Annotated in this window: 13 protein-coding genes; 6 read left to right on the forward strand and 7 right to left on the reverse strand. The window is 72.3% G+C overall.

Annotation, left to right across the window (positions count from 1 at the left end; translation table 11 throughout):
* Positions 1-15 precede the first annotated feature (15 nt).
* From ACYVLQ_RS28915 to ACYVLQ_RS28930, 4 genes are all read right to left on the reverse strand, one after another.
* On the reverse strand, positions 16-1,752 hold the full coding sequence (locus ACYVLQ_RS28915) for an NTP transferase domain-containing protein (RefSeq protein WP_460700665.1): 1,737 nt from the start codon (positions 1,750-1,752) through the stop codon (positions 16-18).
* A 99-nt stretch (positions 1,753-1,851) separates the two neighbouring features.
* Entirely contained in the window at positions 1,852-2,589 is a 738-nt protein-coding gene (locus tag ACYVLQ_RS28920; protein ID WP_460700666.1) for a VOC family protein, read from the reverse strand.
* 79 nt (positions 2,590-2,668) lie between these two features.
* Positions 2,669-2,965: an MGMT family protein gene (locus ACYVLQ_RS28925; protein ID WP_460700667.1), complete on the reverse strand. Its 297-nt coding sequence runs from the start codon at positions 2,963-2,965 to the stop codon at positions 2,669-2,671.
* A complete protein-coding gene (locus ACYVLQ_RS28930; protein ID WP_460700668.1) occupies positions 2,965-3,726 on the reverse strand; it encodes an alpha/beta fold hydrolase in 762 nt (253 codons plus the stop codon). Before ACYVLQ_RS28930 ends, ACYVLQ_RS28925 begins: the two co-directional genes overlap by 1 nt.
* 233 nt (positions 3,727-3,959) lie before the next feature.
* Between ACYVLQ_RS28930 and ACYVLQ_RS28935 the strand changes: the two genes are divergently transcribed.
* Both ACYVLQ_RS28935 and ACYVLQ_RS28940 read left to right on the forward strand, forming a co-directional pair.
* Positions 3,960-7,580, forward strand: coding sequence for an ATP-dependent helicase (locus tag ACYVLQ_RS28935; RefSeq protein ID WP_460700741.1), 3,621 nt, complete (start codon positions 3,960-3,962; stop codon positions 7,578-7,580).
* Entirely contained in the window at positions 7,577-11,203 is a 3,627-nt protein-coding gene (locus tag ACYVLQ_RS28940; RefSeq protein WP_460700669.1) for an ATP-dependent helicase, read from the forward strand. The genes ACYVLQ_RS28935 and ACYVLQ_RS28940 overlap by 4 nt, the downstream gene beginning before the upstream one ends.
* An 18-nt stretch (positions 11,204-11,221) precedes the next feature.
* On the opposite strand, the gene ACYVLQ_RS28945 is transcribed toward ACYVLQ_RS28940, so the two are convergent.
* Positions 11,222-11,815: a hypothetical protein gene (locus ACYVLQ_RS28945; RefSeq protein ID WP_460700670.1), complete on the reverse strand. Its 594-nt coding sequence runs from the start codon at positions 11,813-11,815 to the stop codon at positions 11,222-11,224.
* A 126-nt stretch (positions 11,816-11,941) separates the two neighbouring features.
* On the opposite strand from ACYVLQ_RS28945, the gene ACYVLQ_RS28950 reads away from it, so the two are divergent.
* Together ACYVLQ_RS28950 and nudC are read left to right on the forward strand one after the other, a co-directional pair.
* Positions 11,942-13,000 (forward strand): potassium channel family protein, encoded by a 1,059-nt coding sequence (locus tag ACYVLQ_RS28950; RefSeq protein WP_460700671.1) that lies wholly within the window; start codon positions 11,942-11,944, stop codon positions 12,998-13,000.
* Between the two features lie 25 nt (positions 13,001-13,025).
* The gene (gene nudC / locus ACYVLQ_RS28955; RefSeq protein WP_460700672.1) at positions 13,026-13,952 is read left to right on the forward strand and encodes an NAD(+) diphosphatase; all 927 of its coding nucleotides are present in this window, start codon (positions 13,026-13,028) and stop codon (positions 13,950-13,952) included.
* Between the two features lie 7 nt (positions 13,953-13,959).
* Here nudC and ACYVLQ_RS28960 read toward each other — a convergent pair whose 3' ends face one another.
* Both ACYVLQ_RS28960 and ACYVLQ_RS28965 read right to left on the reverse strand, forming a co-directional pair.
* Positions 13,960-14,211: a mycoredoxin gene (locus tag ACYVLQ_RS28960; protein WP_460700673.1), complete on the reverse strand. Its 252-nt coding sequence runs from the start codon at positions 14,209-14,211 to the stop codon at positions 13,960-13,962.
* A gap of 126 nt (positions 14,212-14,337) precedes the next feature.
* A complete protein-coding gene (locus tag ACYVLQ_RS28965; protein ID WP_460700674.1) occupies positions 14,338-15,216 on the reverse strand; it encodes an alpha/beta fold hydrolase in 879 nt (292 codons plus the stop codon).
* 110 nt (positions 15,217-15,326) lie between these two features.
* Here ACYVLQ_RS28965 and ACYVLQ_RS28970 point away from each other — a divergent pair, with 110 nt between their 5' ends.
* Together ACYVLQ_RS28970 and ACYVLQ_RS28975 are read left to right on the forward strand one after the other, a co-directional pair.
* Positions 15,327-17,273 carry an AfsR/SARP family transcriptional regulator gene (locus ACYVLQ_RS28970; RefSeq protein WP_460700675.1) on the forward strand — a complete coding sequence of 649 codons (1,947 nt, stop codon included), beginning with the start codon at positions 15,327-15,329 and terminating at the stop codon, positions 17,271-17,273.
* A 208-nt stretch (positions 17,274-17,481) separates the two neighbouring features.
* Positions 17,482-19,677 (forward strand): ATP-dependent DNA helicase UvrD2, encoded by a 2,196-nt coding sequence (locus tag ACYVLQ_RS28975; RefSeq protein ID WP_460700676.1) that lies wholly within the window; start codon positions 17,482-17,484, stop codon positions 19,675-19,677.
* Positions 19,678-19,758: the final 81 nt, after the last annotated feature.

Consider the following 19,758-nt stretch of genomic DNA (forward strand, 5'->3'; position numbering starts at 1 on the left):
GCTGCGTCGTTCGGTTCAGCTCGGAAGCGGCAGGAATTCGACGTGGGCGCCGTCGACCGCGTCCGGTGGCACGATCACGAGGCCGTCGCGGTTCAGCAGGCCTGCCAGGTGTGCGGTGCGGACGTTGGCGTCGCCCAGCCAGCCGCCCTCCGGAACCGCGCGGGCGGGGACGATACGCGGTGCGGGGCCGGTTGTCTCGGCAGCGTTGCGCAGGGGGCCGATGATCGGACGCGCCGGGGTGCGGCCCGTGCGGCCCTCGACGATCGCGGGCAGCAGCGCGAGCAGCGTGGCCACCGCGGCGAACGGGTTGCCGGGCAAGCCCAGAACCGTTGTGCCGGAATCGGTTTCGGCGGCCACCGTGGAGCCGCCGGGGCGCATGCGCAAGCGGTGCACCAGGATTCGCGCCGCGGTGCGATCCAGAGCGCCGCGGAGTTGGTCGGCCGCGCCGCCGCCGGTGGCGCCGACGATCACCAGCAGTTCGCAGTCGGCCGCGGCGGCCAGCACCTCGTCGAAGCCGTCGGCGGTGTCGCGCAGGTGGACCCGGTCCAGCGCCTGCACGCCGCACCACGCCAGGAGGTCGGGCAGGACGGGGCCGATCGAGTCGCGGGTCTGACCCGAATGCAGCGGCCCCTCGCTGCGGATCTCGTCTCCGGTCATGACGATGCGCGCCCGCACCGGACCGCGCACGCGCGCCGCGGTGATCTCGGCGGAGGCGGCGACCGAGAGCAGCGCCGCCGACACCGGTGTGCCCTCCGTCGCGACGGTGTCGCCGGGTTGCCAGTCCTCGCCACGGTGGCGGACGTCGTCGCGAATCGGGGTGTCGGACAGTCGATCCAGCACTCCGGCCGCGTCGAGCCGGACGAATTCGTCGCGGATCACCGCGACGGTGCCGTCGGGCACGTGCGCGCCGGTCGCGATGCGGACCGCCTCGCCGGGCAGCAGCCCCACCGGACGCTCGCCGCCCGCGAATCCGATATCGCGGCGCAGCCGCCACGGGCCGTCTCCGGACACCGCGTAGCCGTCCATCGCCGACACGTCGAACCGCGGCAGCGCCTCGGCCGCGGCCAGTGGCGCCGCGAGCGCCGCGCCGCGGGCCGACCGCAGCAGTGTGTGGCGCTCGGGTAGCCGAGACAAGGTGCGGCGCAATGTGGTTCGTGCGTCGTCCAGCGTCAGCGGCGCCGCGTGAGCGCGGGCCCGGCGGACCTCGTCGGCGGTATCGCAGTCGGCGACCCCGGACAGCGGCACCATGGCGGTGTCCGCCGGGACGAGCGCCTTCATCGGCTGGTTCATCAGCGAATCGAATCGGTCGAGCCCCGCCAGCAGCGCGCGTCGCCGCCACACTCCGACCAGATACTGCGGCCGCCCGGACTCATCGGCCGCGAACACCGCATCGGCGCCGGATTCCGCTGCAGCCGTGAGTAATTCGTCGATCGCCGCGGGAGTGAGGAACGGCATGTCGGCGGCCAGCACGACCACGAGGCGGGCCGGGAAGTCGCATTCCTCCAGCGCCCGCAGCCCGGTCGCGATCGCGGCCACCGGCCCGGCCCCGGCCGGAACCTCCTGCACCTGCCGAATCTCGGGGGCAAGCTCGGGGCGGTGCGGGCCGACCACGATCGTGCGCGCGCCCGCGGCGACCGCGGTGAGCGCCGCATCCAGCATCGACCGCCCGCCGACCACGAGGGCGGGCTTGTCCACCCCGCCCATCCGGGTGGCGCGACCCCCGGCCAGCACGATGGCGTCGAAGTCGGTCACGAGCGCCCGCCCGATAGCTTGCCCATGGTGCCGATCGTAGTTCGTGGCGGCGGCGGCACCTCGCGGCGCGCGATCCCGGCGCACGTCCGGCCCGGAAACTCAGTCACCGTGGGGCCGCAGCAGGCAGAACTCGTAGGTGTCCGGATCGGCCAGCACGACGGGCGGCTCCTCGGCGTGAGAATCGTTGGGCCGCACCGCTGTCGCACCGGCCGCGCGTAGTCGGGCGACTTCCTCGGCGGGATCGTCGGTGGGAAACGACACCAGGTCCAGGTGCAGCCGTCCGGGCTCCGGGCGCCCCGGGCAGAGCAGGAATTCGAGCCAGGGCCCCTGCTCGCTGACCGCGCGGATACCCGCCGACCGCCGCTCGTCGTGGGTGACCGGCCAACCGGAGGCCGCCGACCAGAACTGCGCTTGGCGGCCCGGATCCTCGGTGTCCACCACGATCGCGGCGACCGCCCCGGTATCGACGTACTGCTCCCGCGGCTCCAGTACGCGGAATTCGTTACCCTCCGGGTCGGCCAGCACCGCCCACGGCGCCGGCCCCTGCCCGATATCGATGCGCCGCGCACCGAGTGACAACGCCCGATCCACCTGCACGCGTTGATGATCCAGCGATCGGCTGGCCAGGTCGAGGTGAATGCGGTTGCGGCCGGACCCGCCCGGCCGCGCCGCCAGGAACGTGAGTGCCACATCGGGTGCGTCCGGATCCGGTGCGGCCACGTCGACCTCGCCGGGCCGGTCGACGGTCACCTCCCAGCTCAGCAACTCGGCCCAGAAACGGGCCGTGCTCCGCGGCCGTACCGCATCGAACACCACGCACGCGAGACGGGTGGACATGACACCACGGTAACCGGCCGACCATGCCGTGCGGGGCGGTTCGGCGGCGCGTTCTCGACGGCGGGGGTTGTGCCGCCGGCTATTCGAAGCGGTGCCGGGCCGCGGCCAGATCCACGCGGTCGCCGCGGATCGGACAGCCCTCCTCCGTGAGCCGCCGCAACTGGCGGTGCGCCAGATGCGGTGCCGGGGTGCCGTTCGCGCGCAGCACCCGATGCCAGGGCAGATCGGCGGAATCCGTGCGCATGATCCAGCCGACCGTGCGCGGTGTCGACAGGCCCGCGGCCGCGGCGATATCGCCGTAGGTGGCGACCCGGCCGGGCGGGATGGCCGCGACCAACTCCCGGACCCGCTCGACCTCCGCGTCGGTGGTGGCCATCAGAGCATCCCGCGCAGGACGGCGGCGGTCTCGGCGGGGCGCGCCTGGGCCACCATGTGGTCGCAGTCGAATTCGTGCACCGTCAGGGCGGCGCCCATGTGCTCGGTGAGCGCGGCCCGCCATCGCAGGGTGACGAACGGCGACTTCATCGCCTGCACCAGCGCCGTCGGCAGGCCCGCGGGCGGCAGCACGAAATCACGGGCGAGTTGGCCCCAGTAGGCCGTGACGGCGGGCAGGCTCATGCGCCACGCCATCCGGCCCGAAGGGGTGGGTACCAGATGCTCGTCGAGTTCGGCGTCCAGCAGCCGCGGCGTCACATCGGCCCAGGCCGTCTCCAGCTTGTCCAGGCGGGCGGTCTCGATATCCGGATAGTCGGGCGCGGCGAGCAGGCTCTCGGCGATGTGCAGCATCAGCTCCGGGTCCAGGCCGACCGCCGGATCCAGCAGCACGAGCCCGCGCACCAGCTCCGGATGTCGACGGGAAAGGTGGATCCCCGCCGCGCCGCCGAACGAGTGCCCGAGCACCACGGCGGGTTCACCGTCCAGGAGCCGTGCGATATCGTCCACCACCGTCTCGAACGTCCACGGCGGCAGCGCGGAGGATCTGCCGTGCCCGCGCAGGTCGGGGGCGACGACACGGATGTCCGGCAGGTGTTCGCCGGCCAGCGCCTCCCAGCGTCGGCCGTGCCCGGTGAGGCCGTGCAGGGCGAGCACCAAGGGGCCGTCGGACGGGCCGAATCGATGGATGTGGAGATCGGGCACGCGACCATTGTGCCGAGGGGCCCCGACAAATGCGGGAAATCGAAAGAATGTTCGAGTATTAGTAATGTCGATGCGGTGTGCCGGATTCCGTATCGCGCCGCGAAAATCGCCTGATGTCCGATAACGGCGGCGGGCGGGGCCTATCACGGACCGGATACGACGGCCGCGGTGGACGCCGTTTGCTGCCGCCACGGCAATTTCTGTCGGAGGCGTCTGTTGAAATAGCGGCCGTGATGCGATCGGATAGCTCGGTGCGATTGGTGCGCCGCGGCGAGACGGCCCCCCGAACGCGGGAATGGGGCGCCGACGTCCGGACGCTGTTCGCGAGCGGCGCCCCGGCGGCCGGTTGGCGGCCGTGGCAGGTGCTGGGCGGGCCGGGCACGGGCAAGACGGCGCTGCTCACCGATCTCGCGGTGGACCGGATCGCGGGCGGTGCCGATCCGGAATCGGTGCTGGTTCTCACCCATTCCAAACAGGCGGCGCTGCGGCTGCGTAACGCCGTCACCCGGCAGCTCGCCGAGGTCTCCGGCGGGGTGCCCGGCGCGACCCGGGAGCCGCTGGTCCGCACGGTGCATTCGTACGCCTTCGCGATCGTCCGGCGGCACGCCGCCGCGCACGGCAATCCGCCGCCGCGGCTGCTGACCGGCGCCGAGCAGGACGTGGTGCTGCGGGAGATGCTGCGCGGCGAACTGGCGGATATCCAGGAGGGCTTCGCGCGGAGCGGATTCGGGGACTCGGAGGCCGAATGGTGGCCGCAGCGCCTGCAACCGGCGCTCGGGACCACCGGGTTCGCCGAGCAATTGCGCGATCTGATGCTGCGCGCCACCGAGCGCGGGCTCGGCCCCGAGGATCTCATTGAGCTGGGCCGCCTGCACGACCGGCCGGAATGGGAGGCCGCGGGCCGCTTCGCCGAACGCTACGAGCAGGCGATGCTGTTGCGCTGGTCGGTGGGTGTCGAGGCGCCGGAGGCGAGCGCGCCCGCGCTGGACGCCGCGGAGCTGGTCGGCGCCGCGCTGGACACGCTGGCCCTGGACCCGGACCTGCTGGCCGCCGAGCGCCAGCGGCTGGGTTGCCTGCTCGTCGACGATGCGCAGCACCTGGATCCGCTTGCGGCACAGTTGGTTCGGGCCATCGGGTCGGGGCCCGCGGCGACGGTCGTGGCCGGTGACCCGGACCAGGCCGTATTCACCTTCCGCGGCGCCGACGTGCGCTTCGCCGCCGATCCGGACGCGCCCGCGGAGCGGCGCATCGTGCTGCGGGACGACCACCGCGCGGCGCGTGCGATCCACGACTGCGTGGTGCGGATCGCGGCACGCATGCCGGGGCGGGCGGCGCATCGCTTCGACGGGAGCGAAACCGTCACGGGCGCAGTGCTGTCCGGGGACAATGGCGCGGCGGACCCTCTCGATGAACTCGATCCGGTCGCTGAGCCGGGCACCGGCGACGGCGATGTGCGGGTGCGGGTGCTCACCACGCCCGCGAAGGAAGCGGCCCTGATCGCCGATCATCTGCGTCGCGCCCATTTGACCGACGGCGTGCCGTGGTCGCGGATGGCCGTGATCGTGCGGTCCGTGCCGCTGTCGCTGGCCCCGCTGCGCCGCGCCCTGCTCTCCGCGGGAGTTCCTGTCCTGCAACCGAAACCGGACGTTCCGCTGGCCCGCCGCCGCGGCGGCGCCTGGATGCTGCTGTCGCTGCGCGCCCTGCTGGCCGGTGAGCAGCCCCGGCCCGACCTCTACACCGAGGACGACGCCCTGGACCTGCTGTCCGGCCCGCTCGGCGGCGCGGACCAGATCAGTCTGCGTCGCCTGCGCCGCGGTATCCGCCGCACGCTGCTGGAGCGGGGAGCACACCGCGCCGCGGACGACCCGTGGGCCGCGGATGCGGTTTCCGATCCCGAGGGACTGTCCGACACGGAACACGTTGGTGCGGAGCTGGATCAAGATGCCGCGGGCGAGGAAGTCTCGGAAAGCGCCGATACCGATCGCGCGATGTCGGACCGCCGACGCGTGGCCACCAGTGCCGCCGCCGACGATTTCGCCTGGGAGGCGGTCGATTCCGTGCAATCGGCGGATCTGGACCGGTCGTCCGCCGAGGTGCTGCGGGATCTGATCACCGGGGTGGGTGACTTCACGATCCTGGATCGGCTCACCGATGTCGAGGCGGCGCCGCTGCGGCGGGTGCTGAAGGCGGTGGGCCGGGCGCGCAAGGCGGTGCGGCGCGGCGCCGGACTCGAGGATGTGCTCTGGGCGCTGTGGACCGGATCGAATCTGGAGCGGCGCTGGGTCGGGCAGTCCGAGCGGGGCGGCGCGGTCGGGATGCAGGCCGACCGCGACCTGGACGCGGCCGTCGGGTTGTTCGACGCGGCGGCCGCCTATGTCGACCGACTGCCGCGCGCGACCGTCGGCGGATTCGTCGAATACCTGGAACAGCAGGAGATTCCGCAGGATTCGGCGCCGCTCACCGACTCCGGCGACGCGGTCGCCATCGTGAGCGCGCACGCGGCCGCGGGCCGGGAATGGGATGTCGTCGCGGTGGCTGGTGTGCAGGAGGGCATCTGGCCGAATCTGCGGCCGCGCGGCACCCTGCTGGGGGTCGAGGATCTGGTGGATCTGGTTGCGGGCGTGGCCGATTCCGGGGAACGGGTGAGCCGCGCCGCCCCGATCCTGGCCGAGGAGCGGCGCCTGCTGCTGCTCGCCTGCAGCCGAGCCCGGCGCTCGCTGCTGGTCACGGCCGTCGAATCGGTCAGCGGCGACCGGGATCTGGTGCCGTCCCGGTTCCTCGGCGAACTGGACGAGACATCCGAGACGGGCGAACCCGGCCGCATTCCGCCGCCCATCGATCCCGGCCGCGCCCTGGTGATGCAGGCGCTGATCGCCGAATTGCGCGGTGTGGTCTGCGATCCCGAGGACGATCCGGTGCGGCGGCAGCGGGCGGCGGGACAGCTGGCCCGGCTCGCTCGCGCGGGCGTGCCCGGCGCCCACCCCGACAGTTGGTACGGCACCGCCGATCTCAGCTCGCAGCTGCCGCTGTGGGGCGCGGACTCGGGCCCGGTCGCGCTCTCCCCGTCCACGGTCGAACTGCTGCAGACCTGCCCGCTGCGCTGGGCGCTGGAGCGGCACGGCGGCAGCGACGGCGACAATCCGCACGCGATCAAGGGCAACCTGGTGCACACCCTGGTGCAGGCACTGGCCGGGCAGGTCTCGCAGGCGCAGGTGAAGGCCGCGCTGGTGCGGGCCTGGAAGGCGATCGACCCGGGCGCCACCGAGACCGGTCCGCACAGCTGGCATTCGCGGCAGGAACTGCGGCGCACCGAGACCATGCTGGACACGTTCCTGTCCTGGCTGCGCAACACCCGTGACGAGCTGACGCAGCTGGGCGTCGAGGTGCCGGTCGACTGCGTACTCCCGGCGCGCACGCCGGACGAGTACACCGTGCGGATCCGCGGCCGGGTCGACCGCGTGGAGCGAGACGCGTTGGGCCGCTTCGTGATCGTGGACGTGAAGACCGGCAAGACCCCGGTCTCCAAGAAGGCCGCGCAGGATCACGCCCAGCTGGCGACGTATCAGGTGGCCGCGGCCGCCGGGGCGCTCGACGACGGTTCGCCCGATGCCGAACCCGGCGGCGCCCGCCTCGTCTACGTCGCCAAGCCGAGTACCAAGGAGGGCGCCACCCAGCGGCTGCAGGGGGCACTGGACGCCGAGGGCGTCGAGCAGTGGCGCGGCGCGATCCACGACGCGGCCGCCGCCACCCGCGGCCCGAGCTACCTCGCCATGCGCAACGACGGCTGCCGCCACTGCGCGGTCTCGGGCAGCTGTCCGGTCCAGGACACCGGACGGCAGGTGACCGAGGAATGAGGATCACCCCGGAGGAACTGGCCGAGGCGCTCGGCCTGCCGCCGCCGACCGACGAGCAGGCCGCCGTGATCGCGGCGCCGCCCGGCCCCATGCTGGTGGTCGCGGGCGCCGGTGCGGGTAAGACCGAGACGATGGCCTCGCGGGTGGTGTGGATGGTCGCCAACGGGCTGGTCGTTCCCGATGCCGTGCTGGGCCTGACGTTCACACGGAAAGCCGCCCAGCAGTTGACGACTCGCATCCGCACCCGGCTCGCCCGGCTGGCCGGTGCGCCGCTGCTGCGCGAGATCGATCCCGACGGTCGGCTACGCGCCCGCCTGACCGGCTCCGAGCCCGAGATCAGCACCTACCACTCCTACGCCGGACGTCTGCTCGGCGAGCACGGCCTGCTGCTGCCGGTGGAACCGAACGCGACCCTGCTCACCGAGACGCAGCTGTGGCAGCTGGCCCACCGCGTGGTGACCGCCTGGGACGGCGAACTGGACACCGACCGCACCCCGGTCTCGGTGACGGAGGCGGTGCTCGCCCTGTCCGGCCAGCTCGCCGAGCACCTGGTGGAGCCCGAACAACTGGCCGAGGCCCACACCGAGCTGGAGAAGCTGATCCTGACCCTGCCCCGCGGCCCCCGCCAGCGCGGCGGCCCGAGCCAGGAACTGCTGGGCATTCTCGAGACCCAGCACGAGCGCGTGGCGCTGCTGCCGCTGGTGCGCCGCCTGGGCGACGAACTCCGCCGCCGCGGCGCCCTGGACTTCGGCGCCCAGATGTCGCTGGCCGCCCGCCTGGCCGCCGAACATCCGGAGGTCGGCGCCGCCGAGCGCGACCGCTTCCGCCTGGTCCTGCTGGACGAGTACCAGGACACCGGCCACGCCCAGCGCATCCTGCTGGCGGCCCTGTTCGGCGACCTGGACAGCGCCCACGGCCATGCCGATCCGCTCGCTGTCACATCGGAACCCGTTGGGGTGGAGGAGGATTCCGAACGGGCGGCGGATGCCGGTGCGCGGCTGGCCGTGACGGCGGTGGGTGATCCCATGCAGTCGATCTACGGATGGCGGGGTGCGTCGGCGGCGAATCTGCCACGCTTCGCGACCGACTTCCCCAGTGCGCCAGGGGTTCCCGCGCCGATTCTGCCGCTGTTGACCAGTTGGCGGAACCCGCCGGAGGCGCTGGAGCTGGCGAATCTGGTGGCGGAACCGTTGCGGCACAACGAAGGTGGGGTGAGCGTGGACGCGCTGCGGCCGCGCCCGGATGCCACACCGGGCACGGTGGCGCTGGCGCTCACCGAAACCGTTGCCGACGAACGGGACTGGGTCGCCGAGCGGATTGCGGCCGAATGGGAGGCGCGGGCCGACGCCGGAGTGCCACCGCCCACCTCCGCGGTGTTGGTGCGCCGCAACGCCGATGCCGCCCCCCTGGCGGAGGCCCTGCGCGAGCGCGGATTACCGGTCGAGATCGTCGGTTTGGGCGGTCTGCTCGCCACCCCGGAGGTCGCCGATGTCGTGGCCACCCTGCGCCTGATCGCCGACCCCGGGGCGGGCAGCGCCGCCATGCGCATCCTCACCGGGGCCCGCTGGCGCCTCGGCGTCACCGATCTGGCCGCGCTCTCGCGCCGCGCGCGCGACCTGTCGATCGGCAAACCACCCGAGCAGGCCGCCGCGATCGCCGACCCGGCGGCGCTGGCCGATGCGTTGCGGGCCGTCGCGCCGGAACCGGCCGAGCGGGCCGGGCTCACCGACGCCATCGCCGATCCGGGTGCGGCGGAACAGTATTCGGACAACGGATATCAACGCATCACCGACCTCGGCCGGGAGCTGGCCGGGCTGCGCGAACGGGGCGGTCAGTCGCTGCCGGAGCTGGTCGCCGACGTCGAGCGGACCATCGGCGTGGGCGTGGAGACCCAGGCCCGGCGGGCCGCGGCCGGTGGCGGCGCGGGCCGCGAGCACCTGGACGCCTTCGCCGAGGTGGTCGCCGGGTACGCCACCGATCACCGCGCCTCCCTCCCCGGCCTGCTCGCATTCTTGGCCGCCGCAGAGGAGGTCGAGAACGGCCTCGAGCCCGGCGAGGTCGAGGTGGCCCGCGACCGCGTGCAGGTGTTGACCGTGCACGCCGCCAAGGGCCTGGAATGGGAGGTGGTGGCGGTCCCGCACGTCGTTCGCGGCGTGTTCCCCTCCGGCGCCGCCGCGGGCACCTGGCTGGGCGCCCTCGCCGAACTGCCCACCTCCCTCCGCGGCGACCGGCAGCGCGACGCGGCGCCCCCGGACCGTGAGGCGGCGCCCCAGGCCACCACCCACAACCCCGCGGACCGTTCCGCGGCAACGCCAGCCACGGCCCCCGACATGCCCGATGCGTCGGCATATCACTCTTCGGCGTCGCGGCCCACCACTTCCGATGGCGTCCCCGTGCTGGATCTCTCCGATCTCTATGACCGCAGCGATCTCGACCGTGCCATCAAGCAGCACAAGGAGGCGCTCAACCGGCGGCGGCTCGATGAGGAGCGCCGCCTGTTCTACGTGGCGCTCACCAGAACCGAACGCGCCCTGTTCGTTTCGGCGCACCACTGGGCGGAGACCGGCTCGACCCCTAAAGGACCGTCGGACTTCCTGCTGGATGTGAAGGGCCCCGCCGAACGTCCCGACTCGCCCCTCGCCGCGACGGTCCGCATCGACCACTGGGCCGATCCGCCCGACGCCGACGCGGTCAACCCGTTCACCGACAACCCGGCGTCGGCCGACTGGCCCCGCGACCCGCTGGGCAAGCGCCGCACCGCGGTTCAGGAGGGAGCGGCACTCGTCCGCACCGCGATGACGGAGGACCCGGCCGCATCCGGCGGCGCGGCCGAACCGACCGGGCAACTGTCACTGTTCGACGAAACAGACAGCGCCGCAGCCGATTCGGAAACCGATCCGGAGGGCTGGGCAGCCGATGTCGACGCTCTCCTCGTCGAGCACTTCGCCGCCGACGACCGCGTCCGCGAGGTGGAGCTGCCCGGCCAGCTCCCCGCCACCGCCCTGGTCGAGCTGCGGGCCGATCCGGCGAAGCTGGCCGCCCGGCTGCGCCGCCCACTGCCGTATCCGCCGAGCCCGTTCGCCCGGCGCGGCACCGCATTCCACGCCTGGATCCAGCAGTGGTTCGGCGCGACCCGGCTGCTCGGACTGGACGAGCTGCCCGGCGCCGCCGACAGCGGCGCCGCCGACGCCGACCTCATCCGCCTGCAGGAGGCGTTCCTGTCCTCGCCGTGGGCCGATCGCAACCCGGTCGAGGTGGAGGTGGCGTTCGAGACCTCCCTGGCAGGCACCCTGATCCGCGGCCGGATGGATGCCGTATTCGCCGAGCCCGGCGGCCGCTGGCTGGTGGTGGACTGGAAGACCGGTGCCGCACCCACCCGCACCGAGGAACCGGCGGTGGAGATGCAGTTGGCCGTCTACCGCCTGGCCTGGGCCCGCCTGTTGGCCGCCCGCACCGGCGCCGACGAGCACGAGATCCTCGAAAAGGTCGGCGCCGCATTCCATTACGTGCGCACCGGCCGCACCATCGCCCCGCCGGAACTGCCGGACCCGGAGGAACTAGCCGCCCTGATCGAAGCCACCGCCCCGGCGTGGTCCGCCCCGCCCGCCGACGAATCCGACTGAGCGACAAGGTCCGGCGCCTCAGCTCGCAGCCGCCGCGTCGGCGCGGGCGGCGCGTACGAGCGAGCGCGCGGCCCAGCTCATCGCCTCGGTGGCCTCGGTGGCCGCGAGCCCGCAGGTATCGCGGGCGGTGATCATCGCCTCGACGCCGAAGACCATGGCAACCGCGTGGCACAGCCGTTCGTAGCGCTCGAGTCCCACTTCGTCCCGCAGCGGCGCCAAGGCGATCTCGGCCATGTCCAGACGGTTGGTGGCGCGGGTCGGCGTCCGTTCGGACTCGGGCGTGTCCAGCTGTGCGAACCAGCGGTCGGCCGCGGCCCGGACGACCTCGCGCCACACCACCTCGTCGGCGAACTGCATGTCGGCGACGGTGCGCACGACCACGTCGACGCGATCCTCGGGATCCTCCGGCAGGTGGTCGAGGAACTCCGCACGCGTCGCCCACAGCTGTCGCCAGGCCAGGTCCGCCCACAGCGACTGCCGGTTCGGAAAATGCCGGTGCGCGGTGGCCAGCGACACCTTGGCCGCCACGGCGATCTGCGCGATCGACGGGGACACGCCGTCGCGGGCCAGTGCTACGACCCGCAGGGGGTCCTCCGAGACCCCCGACGCCATCAATGTGCGGCGCTACTGCGGCGAGGATTTCTTCGTCTCACTGTCGCATTAGCGCGCCACCGCGTCGAGTCCGCGCCGGACCGGTACGCTGCGGTTCCGTGGTGCACGACAGGATCGGTGGTTCCCGTGTTCGATGAGGCGTCGCGCGGCCTACGTCGTCTGACGGACCGCCCCGACTATGCCCTGGTCGGAATTCTGCGCATCCCGGAAATCCAAACCAGCCCTTGGGTTTCGCTGACCCGTCGCGTGGCATTCGCGGTCACGTTGCTGGTCTCCGCGACGCTGGTGGTGTATTTCGGCCGCGAGGGATATCACGACAATCAGGGCAGCGACCTGTCACTACTGGATGCGGCGTACTACTCGACGGTGTCGCTGTCGACCACCGGATACGGCGACATCACGCCAGCCACCCCGCAGGCCCGACTCGTCAATATCCTCATCATCACGCCGCTGCGGGTGCTCTTCCTGATCGTGCTGGTCGGCACCACGTTGCAGGTGCTGACCGAGCGGTCCCGGCAGGCGTTCAAGATTCAGCGATGGAGGCACAGGGTGCGCAATCACACCGTGGTGGTCGGATACGGGACGAAGGGCCGCACCGCCGTCGACGCGATGCTGGGCGACGGCGTGCAGCCCGGCGACATCGTCGTCGTCGATACCGACCAGGTGGCCCTGGAGCGGGCCGCCACCGCGGGCCTGGTGACCGTGCACGGCTCGGCCACCCAGTCGGACGTGCTGAAGCTGGCCGGTCTGCAGCACGCGTCCTCGGTGGTGATCGCCGCCAACCGCGACGACACCGCGGTGCTGGTGACCCTCACCGCCCGCGAGCTGAATCCCAAGGCCAAGATCGTCGCCTCGATCCGGGAGGCAGAGAACATCCATCTGCTGCGCCAGTCCGGCGCCGACTCGGTAGTGGTGTCGTCGGAGACGGCCGGTCGGTTGCTCGGCATCGCCACCACCACGCCGAAGGTGGTCGACATGGTCGAGGATCTGCTCACCCCCGAGGCGGGATTCGCCATCGCCGAGCGCGAGGTGGAGCCCGACGAGGTGGGCGGATCGCCCCGCCATCTGCGCGACATAGTGCTGGGGGTGGTGCGCGGCGGCGATCTGATCCGGGTAGACGAGCCCGAGGTGGACGCGCTCGATGCCGGTGACCGGCTGCTCTACGTGCGCCGCGCGAACAAGTAAGTCGTCCGCCCGATACGCTCGAGCCGTGTCAGGTTTTCAGCTCAAAGACGTTCCGCTGCTGTCGCGTTCCGTGCTCGATCGCGCCGAGGAACTGCGCTCGGACGAACAGGCGCTGAAGGAGGGCTGGCCGCAGGCGCGGTTGCTGCGGATGAACCGGCGCGGCCAGGTCCGCATCGACGGCGAATCGGTACTGCTGGAACCGGCGACGACGCTCGCGGCCGAGCCGATTCCGGAGGCCGTGTTCCTCGGTATCGACGGCGGCCGCCACCTGTGGGCGGTGCGGGACAATGAGCTCGACGGCAAGCTGATGGACCTGCGGGTGGTCGGCAGCGTGCTGCACCTCGACGACATCACCCTCGGCATCCTGTCCACCGCGCTGGCGCTGTTGAACTGGCACGACCGGGCGCGCTTCAGCGCCGCCGACGGCACCGCGACCGCGCCGGCCAGCGCCGGCTGGACCCGGGTCAGCGAGGCCGGGCACGAGGAGTTCCCGCGCATCGATCCGGCGGTGATCTGCCTGGTGCACGACGGCGGCGACCGCGTGCTGCTGGCCCGCCAGCACAGCTGGCCGGAGAAGATGTTCTCGCTGCTGGCCGGTTTCGTGGAGGCGGGGGAGTCGCTCGAGCGGTGCGTGCAGCGCGAGATCCTCGAGGAGGTCGGCGTCGACGTGCACGACATCCGCTATCTGGGCAGCCAGCCATGGCCGCTGCCGCGGTCGCTGATGCTCGGCTTCGCCGCGGTCGCCGATCCGGAGCAGCCCCTCGTCTTCGCCGACGGCGAGATCGCCGAGGGCTACTGGTTCACCCGCGACGAGGTGCGGCAGGCGCTGGACGCGGGCGCCTGGGGTGCGCCGACGGGAGCCGCCGCGGACGCCTCCGATCAGCGGTTGTTCCTGCCGGGGTCGATCTCCATCGCCCGCACCATCGTCGAGTCCTGGGCGGCGGGAGCCTGATTCGCGCTCAGGCGATGGCCGCCAGCGCCTGCTTCACCTGAGCCAGGCTCGGGTTGGTGGCGGTGGAGCCGTCCGAGTACTTCACGGTCGGCACCACGTGGTTGCCGCCGTTGACGCTGCCGACGAATTCGGCGGAAGCGGGGTCCAACTCGATGTCGATCTCGGTGTAGGTGATGCCTGCCTCGTCGAGTTGCTTCTTGAGTCGGCGGCAGTAACCGCACCAGGTCGTCGAGTACATGGTCAGGTCGGTAGCTGTCACGCCTGCATTCAACATCGTGAGACCCGAACGTGTTCCCGGGGGCGGCGCCGGGCGAAATCGCTGGCCCCGACCGAAGCCGGAGTTCACGACCCGGGCTGCGCCGCCTGCGCCGGAATCAGCGGGCGATCACCGTTTCACCAGATCCAGGATCAGCGCGGCGATATCCTCCGGCGCCTCCTCCGCCATGAAATGGCCCGCCTGGGTCGTGAAGTGCTGCACATCGGTCGCCCAGGGCCGCCAGATCTCGCCCGCGTCGAATCCCAGCTGCTTGCCCCAGTCCTGCTGGACGGTCATCAGCGGCATGGTGAGCTGGTTGCCCGCGTCGAGGTCGGCCTGGTCGTGGTCGATGTCGATGGTCGCGGTGGCCCGATAGTCGGCGACGATCGACACCACGGCCTCCCGGGATGCGCGCAGGTATTCCGCGCGTACGTCCGCCGGGATCGCGTCGGGGTTCTTCGACCAGATGTCGAGGAAGTGGCCGAAGAACGCGTCGGCGCTGTTGGCGATCATCTGCTCGGGCAGGCCGGGAGGCTGGGCCATCAGGTAGAGGTGGAAGGCCACCGCCGCGTCGACCCCGCGGAGCACGTTCCAGCTGTCCAGCGTGGGAACGATATCCAAGGTCCCCAGGTGGCTGACCCGATTCGGGTGGTCCAGTCCCGCCCGGAAGGCGACGTGCCCACCGCGGTCGTGCCCGATCAGGGCGAACCGGTCGATCCCCAGCGCGTCGGCAAGTCCGACGATGTCCGCGGCCATGGTCCGCTTCGAGTAGGTGTTCTCCTCGACCGCCTCCGGCTTGGCGCTGGCGCCGTAGCCGCGGAGATCGGGGCAGACCACGGTGTGCTGCTCGGCGAGCACGGGGGCGACGTGCCGCCAGATCAGGTGGGTCTGGGGAAAGCCGTGGAGCAGCACGATCGCCGGTCCGCTCCCGCCGACCGCCGCGCTCAGCTCGATGCCGCCACCCACATCGATCGTGGTGACGTCGAAATCCGGAATGCTGATACCCATCGTATGTTCTCCTCTTATCGCGTGAACCAGCCAAGGATCGCGGAGCCCGGTCAGCAGTGGATCAGCGGCGACCTGGACCGACGATAACGAGCACCTACGACAATGAGCGCGTGGAAATCTTCCTCGAGGTGCTCGGTCCGATACGGGCCAGCGACGGCGAAGGCCATCCGATCCCGGTGGGCAGCCAACGCCGCCGCGAACTGCTGGGGCGTCTGGTCGCGGCGGGCGGCCGGGCCGTCCCGCTGTCGATGCTCATCGATGACCTCTGGGCGGATCCCCCGCCCGGGGCCGCCGGGGCGGTCCGCACCTTCGTCGCCGAACTGCGCCGCGCGCTCGAGCCGGAGCGCCCCCCGCGGGCCCGATCCCAAGTCCTCGAGACCGTCGGCGACGGATACGCCCTGCGGGTGCCGCGGTCACATGTCGACGCCCATCGCTTCGAGGACACCCTGCGGGCCGTGTGGGACGAACCCGCCGACCAGGTCGCGGCGGCGTTGAGTGCGGCGCTCGGATGGTGGACCGGCGAGCCGTACGCGGGGCTCGACGACTCGCCCTGGCTGACGCGGGAGCGCGCCCGCCTGACCGAACTGCGGAGCCGGGCGATCGAGTTGCGCGCCGGGGCGATGCTCGACCTGGGGAGCGGCGCGTCCCTGGTTCCCGAACTGGAGGCGTTCGCCGCCGCGCATCCGTGGCGGGAGCGGGCGTGGGTGCTGCTGTCGCACGCTCTCTACCAGGCCGACCGCCAGGTCGATGCCCTGGACTCGCTGCGCGGCGCGCGGGCCCGGCTGCTCGATCGGTTCGGGCTGCAGTCGGCGGACAGCCTCGACCATCTCGAGCGGGACATCCTTCGGCACGCACCGCATCTGCTGCCCTCGCCCCGGGCCGAGGACCGGCTGCGCCTGCTCACCCGCACGGAGGCGACGGGGACCTATACCCGGCTGCGCTCGATGAGCACCGTGGCCCGGGCCGCGGCGGTCACCGGCGGCACCAACCTGGTCCTTGCCCAGCAGCAACGCGCGGCGGCGGTCGCCGAGGCGGAGCTGACCGGCGATCCCGACCTCACCGCCCGCGTGATCACGGCCTACGACGTCCCGGCCGTCTGGACCCGCGCCGACGATCCCGCCCGGTCCGAGGCCCTGGTCGCGACGACTCGCCGCACGCTCGACCGGCTCGGTCCGGCGGCGTCGCCCGTGCTGCGGGCGCGGTTGCTCGCGACCGTCGGGCTCGAGCATCGCGGCAGCCGGGACCGCTGGGCGGCCGCGGCGGCCCTCGAGGCCGAACGCCTCGCCCGCGAACTGGCCGATCCCAGTGTGCTGGTACTCGCGCTGAACGCCCGATTCGTCCAGTCCTTCCAACGTCCAGGAAGCACCGGCGAACGCGACGCCATCGCGGGGGAACTCGTCGATCTCGCCGCGCGACACGATCTCCCGACGTTCGAGATCCTCGGCCATCTCGTCTCGATCCAGGTGGGCGCGGCCCGCGGCGCCGCCGAGGCCGCGCAACACCACGTCGCGGCCGCCGAGAAGCTCGCCGCTAGCCACGAGACCCCGCTCGTGCACCTGTTCACCTCCGCCTATCGGGCGATGCGACTGGCCGCGGAATCGAACGAACCCGCCGAGGCCGCGCGCGCCTATCGCGCCGTGGCCGCCGACCTCGCCGGTGCGGGCATGCCGGGAGTCGAGGCAGGGATGTTCCCGCTCGCCCTGCTCTCGCTCCGCATCCGTCACGACCGTCCCGCGCCGACCCACGCCGACCTCGACTGGGGGCCCAACCGCCCCTGGGTCCGGCCGCTCCTGGAACTCGCCCGCGGTGACCGCGCGGCCGCCCGCCGGGCCGCGGCCGGGCTGCCCACACCCCCTGCCGATCACCTGTACGACTCGCTCTGGGCCGTCAACGCGCACACCGCGATTCAGCTGCGCGACGAATCGCTCGCCGCACAGGCGCGTGATGCCCTCGAGCCCTTGCGCGGCGAGATCGCGGGCGGCGCGACCGGAATGATCACCTTCGGTCCTGTCGACCACATCCTGGCGACGCTCGATCGGCACTTCGGTCGACCGTAACGGCCTGTCCCCGGCCACTTTTCCCGTGGTCGGGTCCGGTGCGTCAGTCGGGCCGGGGGTCGGCCGTGCACATCTTCCAGGGCGTGCTGGCCTGCGCCTCGGGCCTCGTCGCGGTGTTCGGCGTGCTGGCCCTCGGAGGTCCTCGTGATCGTCGGCGTGGCAACGATCTTCTAGACGGGGTCTCCGCCGCCTGTCGGTGCGCACTGTCATGATGGAGCCCGTGCCCGCGCCGACCACCTCGCCCCCGCTCCGGCTCGACGGCCTCGACCCCGAACAGACGGCCGCCGTGACCGCGCCGCGCGGGCCCGTATGCGTGCTGGCGGGCGCGGGCACCGGCAAGACCCGCACCATCACCCACCGCATCGCCCATCTGGTGTCGGCCGGGCACGTGCGCGCGGACCAGGTGCTGGCGGTCACGTTCACGGCGCGGGCGGCGGGGGAACTGCGCAGCCGCCTGCGCGCGCTGGGGCTCGGCGGCGATGCGAACACGGTGCAGGCGCGCACCTTTCACGCCGCGGCGCTGCGGCAGCTGAAGTATTTCTGGCCGCAGATCGTCGGCGATGTGCCATGGCGGCTGATCGACAGCAAGTTCCCGATCGTCGCGCAGGCGGCCGGGCGCGTCGGCCTGCCGACCAGCACCGAGAGCCTGCGCGATCTCGCGGGGGAGATCGAATGGGCCAAGGCGTCGCTGGTCGCGCCGGAGGACTACGCCGCCACCGCGGCCCGCCTGCGGCGCGAGATCCCGTACGACGCGGCCAGGGTCGCCGCCGTCTACACCGGCTATGAGCAGCTGAAGAGCACGGGCGCCGGGGCGGAGGGGCGGGAGGGTCCCTGCCTGCTGCTGGATTTCGACGATCTGCTGCTGCACACCGCCGCCGCCCTGGAGGACTACGCCTCGGTCGCCGAGGAGTTCCGCGGCCGGTACCGCTGTTTCGTCGTCGACGAGTACCAGGACGTCACGCCGCTGCAGCAACGCGTGCTCGACGCCTGGCTCGGCGACCGCGACGACCTCACGGTCGTCGGCGACGCCAACCAGACCATCTACTCCTTCACCGGCGCCTCCCCGGGCCATCTGCTGGACTTCTCGCGCCGCTTCCCCGATGCGACGGTGGTCCGGCTGGAACGCGACTACCGCTCCACGCCGCAGGTGGTGTCGCTGGCCAATCGGGTGATCGGCGCCGCCCGGGGCCGCATCGCGGGCACCCGGCTGCAGCTGATCGGCGAGCGCGCGGACGGTCCGGAGCCGTCTTTCGCCGAGTATGACGACGAACCCGCCGAGGCGCTCGCCGTCGCCAAGGCCATCGCCCGCCTCATCGGCAGGGGAGTCCCCGCGGGCGAGATCGCGGTGCTGTACCGGATCAACGCGCAATCCGAGGCCTACGAGCAGGCGCTCACCGAGGCCGAGATTCCGTACCAGGTGCGCGGGGGCGAGGGTTTCTTCCAGCGCACCGAGGTGCGCCAGGCGGTGCAGGCGCTGCGGCAGACCGCCGCCCGCGACGACCTGCCCGATGCCCGCGGGGCCGAACTGGTCAGCCTGGTCCGGGCCGCGCTGGGCCGCGTCGGCCTCACCGCCACCGAGCCCAGCGGCGCCCAGGCCCGCGAGCGCTGGGCCTCCCTCATGGCGCTGGTACAGCTCGCCGAGGAGGCGTCCACCCACGACCCGAACCTCGACCTGGGCGGCCTGCTGCGCGAACTCGCCACCCGCGCCGAGGCGCGCCATCCACCCACCGTGCAGGGCGTCACACTGGCCTCGCTGCACGCCGCGAAGGGTCTGGAGTGGGATGCGGTATTCCTGGTCGGCCTCGCCGACGGCACGTTGCCCATCGCCCATGTCCTCGGCGACGGCGGCAGCGTCGCCGACGAGGCGGCCCTCGAGGAGGAACGACGGTTGCTGTACGTGGGCGTCACCCGCGCCCGCGAACATCTGCAGCTGTCGTGGGCGCTGTCGCGCAGCGCGGGCGGGCGCCGCACCCGCCGCCGCAGCCGATTCCTCAACGACCTGGTGCCCGAGGACTCGCCCGCCTCGCGCATCGCTCAACCCGCCGGTGACCCGCGCAAGCGCCGCCATCCGACCTGCCGCGTCTGCGGCCGTCCGCTACTGGGCACCAGGTCCACCATGCTGGGTCGGTGCTCCCGCTGCCCCGCCGAGATCGACTCCGGCCTGCTGACCGCCCTGCGGGAGTGGCGGCAGGAGAAGGCCGACGAGCTGTCGGTCCCGCACTTCGTGGTCTTCAGCGACACCACGCTGACCGCGATCGCCGAACAGCGGCCCGCCGACGATCGCGCGCTGGTCGCGATCCCCGGCATCGGGGCCAAGAAGCTCGGGCAGTTCGGCGCCGACGTACTAGCGATAGTCCGGTCGCGCGCGGGTGTGCAAGACCATAAAACCGCAGGTGAAAAATAGGTTGTGCGGTTGTGTAACGCACCCGTAGGGTGGGGATCACACACCGGGAGGTCATCCCAGTGTGCACAGTGAGCATTCGGA

It is taken from the genome of Nocardia thraciensis (assembly GCF_054782435.1).